General features: G+C 63.0%; 7 protein-coding genes and 2 pseudogenes. 6 read left to right on the top strand and 3 right to left on the bottom strand.

Features of this window, described 5'->3' with window-relative positions:
• Positions 1-306 precede the first annotated feature (306 nt).
• The 5 genes from E5N76_RS29210 (at position 307) to E5N76_RS29190 (ending at position 2780) form a co-directional block, all read left to right on the top strand.
• Entirely contained in the window at positions 307-615 is a 309-nt protein-coding gene (locus E5N76_RS29210) for a hypothetical protein (protein ID WP_149541499.1), read from the top strand.
• A complete protein-coding gene (locus tag E5N76_RS29205; protein ID WP_235907961.1) occupies positions 596-874 on the top strand; it encodes a type II toxin-antitoxin system RelB/DinJ family antitoxin in 279 nt (92 codons plus the stop codon). Before E5N76_RS29210 ends, E5N76_RS29205 begins: the two co-directional genes overlap by 20 nt.
• 1 nt (position 875) lies before the next feature.
• Entirely contained in the window at positions 876-1712 is an 837-nt protein-coding gene (locus tag E5N76_RS29200) for an SDR family oxidoreductase (protein ID WP_235907960.1), read from the top strand.
• Between the two features lie 83 nt (positions 1713-1795).
• Positions 1796-2305 carry a TetR/AcrR family transcriptional regulator gene (locus tag E5N76_RS31230; RefSeq protein ID WP_207792154.1) on the top strand — a complete coding sequence of 170 codons (510 nt, stop codon included), beginning with the start codon at positions 1796-1798 and terminating at the stop codon, positions 2303-2305.
• A complete protein-coding gene (locus E5N76_RS29190; RefSeq protein ID WP_207792153.1) occupies positions 2283-2780 on the top strand; it encodes an SDR family NAD(P)-dependent oxidoreductase in 498 nt (165 codons plus the stop codon). Before E5N76_RS31230 ends, E5N76_RS29190 begins: the two co-directional genes overlap by 23 nt.
• 40 nt (positions 2781-2820) lie before the next feature.
• On the opposite strand, the gene E5N76_RS29185 is transcribed toward E5N76_RS29190, so the two are convergent.
• Both E5N76_RS29185 and E5N76_RS31440 read right to left on the bottom strand, forming a co-directional pair.
• Entirely contained in the window at positions 2821-3114 is a 294-nt protein-coding gene (locus E5N76_RS29185; protein WP_149541497.1) for a hypothetical protein, read from the bottom strand.
• Between the two features lie 52 nt (positions 3115-3166).
• Positions 3167-3250, bottom strand: a pseudogene (locus tag E5N76_RS31440) (hypothetical protein); the annotation flags it as partial.
• Positions 3251-3403: 153 nt separating this feature from the next.
• Here E5N76_RS31440 and E5N76_RS29180 point away from each other — a divergent pair.
• On the top strand, positions 3404-4411 hold the full coding sequence (locus E5N76_RS29180; RefSeq protein ID WP_149541496.1) for a TrbL/VirB6 family protein: 1008 nt from the start codon (positions 3404-3406) through the stop codon (positions 4409-4411).
• A 71-nt stretch (positions 4412-4482) separates the two neighbouring features.
• On the opposite strand, the pseudogene E5N76_RS31435 reads toward E5N76_RS29180, so the two are convergent.
• Positions 4483-4873, bottom strand: a pseudogene (locus E5N76_RS31435) (hypothetical protein); the annotation flags it as partial.

The following is a 4873-nucleotide window of genomic DNA, read 5'->3' as shown; positions in this document are numbered from 1 at the left end:
GCCTCGCCTGACCCCGATCCGCCTCGCCCACCGAACAACTCCAACCCGCATCACATTGGAACGGCTACCAAGCCCAGACGAATCGCGCCTATAGACCACGCAACGAAAAATGAGGGGATTCCTGAGTACGCAGCCACGTCACCGCAGCGATAAGAGCTACCATCTTGCGCAACGGCTGCCACGAAAAATCCGGGAAATCATTGCAAACCGCCTTCCACACAGGATCTCCAAAAAAGTTTTCGAGATCAGCGAGCTTCTTTTCTAGAACGTCGTCACGTTTTCCATAGTACCCAGCGGTGCATAAAGGTGAAACTTAACGGCTACCTTGTCGATGCGCTTAAGCTCCGGCGCGCCTTAATTCCTGCTGAAACGCCAAATACGCTGCCTCTGCCCATCAGCGGCAAATGCTCGCAGATAGGATTGAGCTACCCAATGGCAGCGTTTGGTGACTTGCTTTCCCATAGTGTCAGCCTCGCCCAATTGGATAGCGCGTTGCAATATCTCCGGCGCGCTTCGGTCATCGCGTCGTCCACGCTGCATTTGGCGCTGCGTGGCGAGGGGTTGTTTTGTAGCCACATCCGCACTACATTATCGGATGCTGAAACCGGAGATTGATATGAAAGCCGATGCTGTAGTGCGCGCGCGCATCCCGGCCGACATGAAGGACAAGGCCATTGCCACCTTGGAGCGTATGGGCCTGAGCGCGTCCGATCTGATCCGCCTGACCTTCCTGCGGGTGGCCGAGGAAGGCCGCTTGCCGTTCGACGTGGCGGTGCCGAACCGCACAACGCGGAAGGCCATGAAGGAACTGGACGCCGGCAAGGGTGAACGTTTCGACGACGCGAACGGGCTGTTCAAGGATCTAGGCATCTGACGTGCTGACGCCTGTTCGCTCTGGGGCCTTCATTACCGGCGTCAGCAGCGGCCTCGGCCGCCAGATGACGGAACAGTTGCTGGCACGCGGTGAACGCGTCGCCGGCACGATCCGGCGGGCGGGAGCCCTTGACGATCTGAAGGCCGCGCATGGCCACCGCCTATGGCTGGCGCAGCTCGATGTCACCGACACGGCGGCGGTTCGCGATGTCGTCGGCCGCGCCTTCGCCCAGCTCGGCCGGATTGATGTCGTGATCAACAATGCCGGCTACGGCATCCTGGGCGCGGCGGAGGAGCTGACCGACGCGCAAATAAACCAGCAGATCGCGACCAACCTCGTTGGCTCGATTCAGGTCGTGCGCGCCGCAATCCCTCATCTCCGAGAACAGGGCGGCGGTCGCATCATCCAGATTTCGACAATGGGCGGGCAAGCGACCTTCCCCGGCGGGAGCCTCTATCACACCTCGAAATGGGGCATTGAAGGCTTCATCGAGTCCATTCGGCACGAGCTGGCCCCGTTCAACATCGCCGTCACGATCGTTGAACCGGGTAGCACGGGCACGCAGTTCGGCAGCAACCTGGTTGTCTCCCACCCGCTCGATATCTACGCCAACGGCCCTGTCGGCCAGGCGCGGGCCTTCTTCGGCAGCGGCACCTACAAGTCACCAGGCGATGCGGCGAAGACGGCTCGGGTGATCTTGGACACGGCCGATCAGGACCCGCCGCCGCTGCGGCTTGCCACCGGCAGCGATGCCTATGCGGCGATGCATCGCGCACTCACCGCACGCCTTGCCGAGCTGGAAAGTCAGAAGGACCTAGCCGCCTCGACGGACGCGTGAGGCCATCAGCCGGTCTTGCACCGTGCAAGACCGGCGAACGCGTCGCCGGTTATTGACGGCTCGTTCCAGAACCGGTAGGGGATATGGAACGAGCCATCAATAATGCAGCGTGGAGCATGGTGAGACCCCGAGAATTCGACCGCGATGAAGCCTTGGAAAAGGCGATGTGCGTGTTCTGGTCCAAGGGCTTCGCGGCAACCTCGACCGAAGACCTGGTGAGCGCCATGGGGATCGGTCGGCAAAGCCTCTACAACGCTTTCGGTGACAAGCGGCGGCTCTATCTGGAGGCGCTGCGGGGATATCAGCGCAAGACGACGGGCGGGCATCTCTCCCGCCTCAACAGCGCGGCCTCCCCCATCGAAGGCGTCATCAACCTGCTTGCCGGCCTGGTGCCAGATGACGACAGGCTGCGCGGGCTCGGCTGCATGGGCATTGGGTCGGTCGCCGAATTTGGCGCAAGTGATCCTGACCTCGTTGAAATGCGAGAGAAGGACTTTCCAGTCCTCCGCGATCGTCTGATCAGCCGCATCCGGGAACCCGGCCGATATCCGCGCCGCTGTCGCAAAGGCGGTGGGGCAGTTCGGCCAGCTTGATGTCGTTGTCGTGAATGCCGGCCTGTTCCGCATGAATCTCGTCGACGCCGTGCCGCTCGAAGAACTCGACCTGATGCTCAGCGTCAACGTGCGCGGCGTCTTCCTGTCGATCCAGGCGGCCGTGCCCCATCTGAAGGATGGCGGCCGGATCATCACCATCGGCAGCAATGCGACCATTCGGACCGGCGCGCCTGGCAACAGCGTCTATCAGGCGACCAAAGGCGCGGTGGCCGCCATGGTCAAAGGGATCGCGCTCGATGTCGCGCCGCGTGGCATCACCGTCAACAACGTACAGCCTGGTCCCACGGCGACCGATGTCCTCGCCGACTACGTTGATCTCGCGGCGGCCGGGACCGCTCTGAAGCGCATCGCCAAGCCCGAGGAAATCGCCGGGCTCGTCGCCTACGTCGCGAGCAACGAAGCGGGTTTCATGACTGGCGCCAGCGTGACGATGGACGGCGGCTACGTGCTTTGAGCCGAGCGCCGGTCTTGCACCGTGCAAGACCGGCCCTTGCCTATTCGTCCTTGAATCTCGCCGGCCGTCGCCTCGGCCGGCTCCGGCGCTTCGCCTCGGCCGCCTGCGCCGCCGTGTCGGCCCGGTCCTCCGCCCCTGGGGCCGCTGTGGGTCGATCGGCGTCCGGCAGGCCCCAATAGTCGAAGTTCCCCGTCATCACCGACCCGACGCGCTGCATCTCGAAGCGCACCAGCTCCGCCGCCTCCTCGGCGGCCTTGCCCTGGCGGGGCGGATACTCCCCCGTTTGCACGGCGACATTGAGGGCGCGCGCGATCTGGTTGACGTTGATTCCCAATCGCGCGCAATTCGCGGAATAGATCGCGCAGCGCGTCCAGCTCGGCCGAGTTCCATTGCGGCCGGCGCGCCAGGTGAACAAGCGCCAGGGACCGCAACCAATTCGCCGGCGTCATCCCGGCCATCTCCGCCGCCATGGCGAGGGCGGCGCGTTCGCTGTCCTTGAGCCGCACGCTCACTTGCTTGCCTCGGCCGACGCCTCGCGGGGCGATACCCCCCAGCTCGAAAACTGCGACGTTGCCCGACGCTCGCTGCTGATCGAGGCCGGACAGGTCAGGAGGTGACCGGCCATGGACGAAATTCAAATGCAGATATTCAGCACCATAGTCTCGCGAGTCGAGACGCCGCTGATCAACGCGGTCGCTCAGGTCACGAATGCCTTCCTGACCTTTGTCGGCCCGTCGTTGAAGGTGGCACTGGTGCTCTACATCGCATTGACCGGCATCCTGATCATTCGCGGCCAGGCGAGCGAGGTCGGCTCCGTGATCATGGGCCGCTTCCTGAAAATGGGGCTGGTCGTGTGGGTGCTGACCGGCTCGGGGGTCTATCAGCAGTACGTCTATGACTTCTTCTTCACGACGCTGCCGCAGGGGCTGGCGCAGGCCCTTACGGCGACCGGAACAGCGGGCGTCGTGAGGGCAAGCTCTTTCGATCAAGCCTGGCTTCAGGCATGGGACGCTGGGCTGACCGTCTGGAAAACCTTGGGGTGGCGGCAAATAGGCGAATCGTTTGTCATCATCGTCTACTGGCTCGCTGCAATCATCTCGACGGTTGTCGCCTTCATAATCTGGTTGACGTCACGCGTTCTGCTCGCGCTTTACATTGCGCTCGGGCCTCTCCTGATCGGCTTGGCGCTATTCCCGGCGACGCGCTCGATCTTTGAGCGCTGGATCGGCTCGCTGATCAGCTGCGTCATCCTGCAAATCACGACCGTTGTGCTACTTTACATCGTCCTGTCGGTCGAACAGCAGGTTGTCGGCACCATCGCGCAGATGGGCAGCGTCGATAGCATGGTGATGATTCAGGTCCTGCTCGCCGGCGTGATCTTCTTCGGCGTCGCGGCCTTCATCGCACTTCAACTGCCTGGCGTTGCAACCTCTCTGTCCGGAGGCCTGCATTTCCACGCCAGCTCTCTCATCCGCGGTGCATCGCAGTCCCTCCAAACTGCCGGCCGAGGAGCGGTAGCGACAGCTCGGGGCGTAGCTGGCGCTGGCCGCCACATCGCCGCTGGTGGCCGAGCGGTCTATCAGCGCATCAGGCCTCCGGTCGGCGGTTCCCTCTCCGACATGGCTCGCTGAGCGATCGGGAGGTCTTGCACGGTGCAAGACCTCCTCCTCGTGCGAAGGTCTGCACCCCGCGCTCGCCCCCCTTACTCTTGCACCGTGCAAGACCCCTCCGTGTTGTAGCCGGCTTCGTGCAGCAGCGTGCTGGCCGTGCGTCTCAGGTCGTGAGGCCCGAATTTGGCGAGAGGCTTTCCCTCCTTCTGCGCCAGGCGATATGTCAGCGTCAGCACCTGGTTGAGGGTAGCGCTGCTCATGGGCAGGTCGGAGTCATAGCGCGACGGCAGCACATAAGCCGATCCGCCCGCGAAGGTTTTCAGGGCAATGAAAATATCCAGCGCCTGCCGGGACAGGAACACTAGAGCATGCTGTGTTTGCTCTGAATCGGGGGTTCCGAAACGGGCTGAGATCTGATTCAAGCTCTGGGCTGGGCGATGGAGGCCAGCCAGGATGCGGCCATACTCCGAGGATCTGCGTGAG

It is taken from the genome of Siccirubricoccus phaeus, assembly GCF_008360935.1.
Classification (GTDB): Bacteria; Pseudomonadota; Alphaproteobacteria; order Acetobacterales; family Acetobacteraceae; genus Siccirubricoccus; species Siccirubricoccus phaeus.
This window is presented reverse-complemented; position numbering and strand designations above follow the sequence as displayed.

What these genes read in the sequence shown, in the direction of transcription:
- E5N76_RS31230 (WP_207792154.1), top strand. Translation starts at nt 1,796, where the DNA reads ATGGAACGAGCCATCAATAATGCAGCGTGGAGCATGGTGAGACCCCGA.
- E5N76_RS29205 (WP_235907961.1), top strand. Translation starts at nt 596, where the DNA reads ATGCTGAAACCGGAGATTGATATGAAAGCCGATGCTGTAGTGCGCGCG.
- E5N76_RS29180 (WP_149541496.1), top strand. Translation starts at nt 3,404, where the DNA reads ATGGACGAAATTCAAATGCAGATATTCAGCACCATAGTCTCGCGAGTC.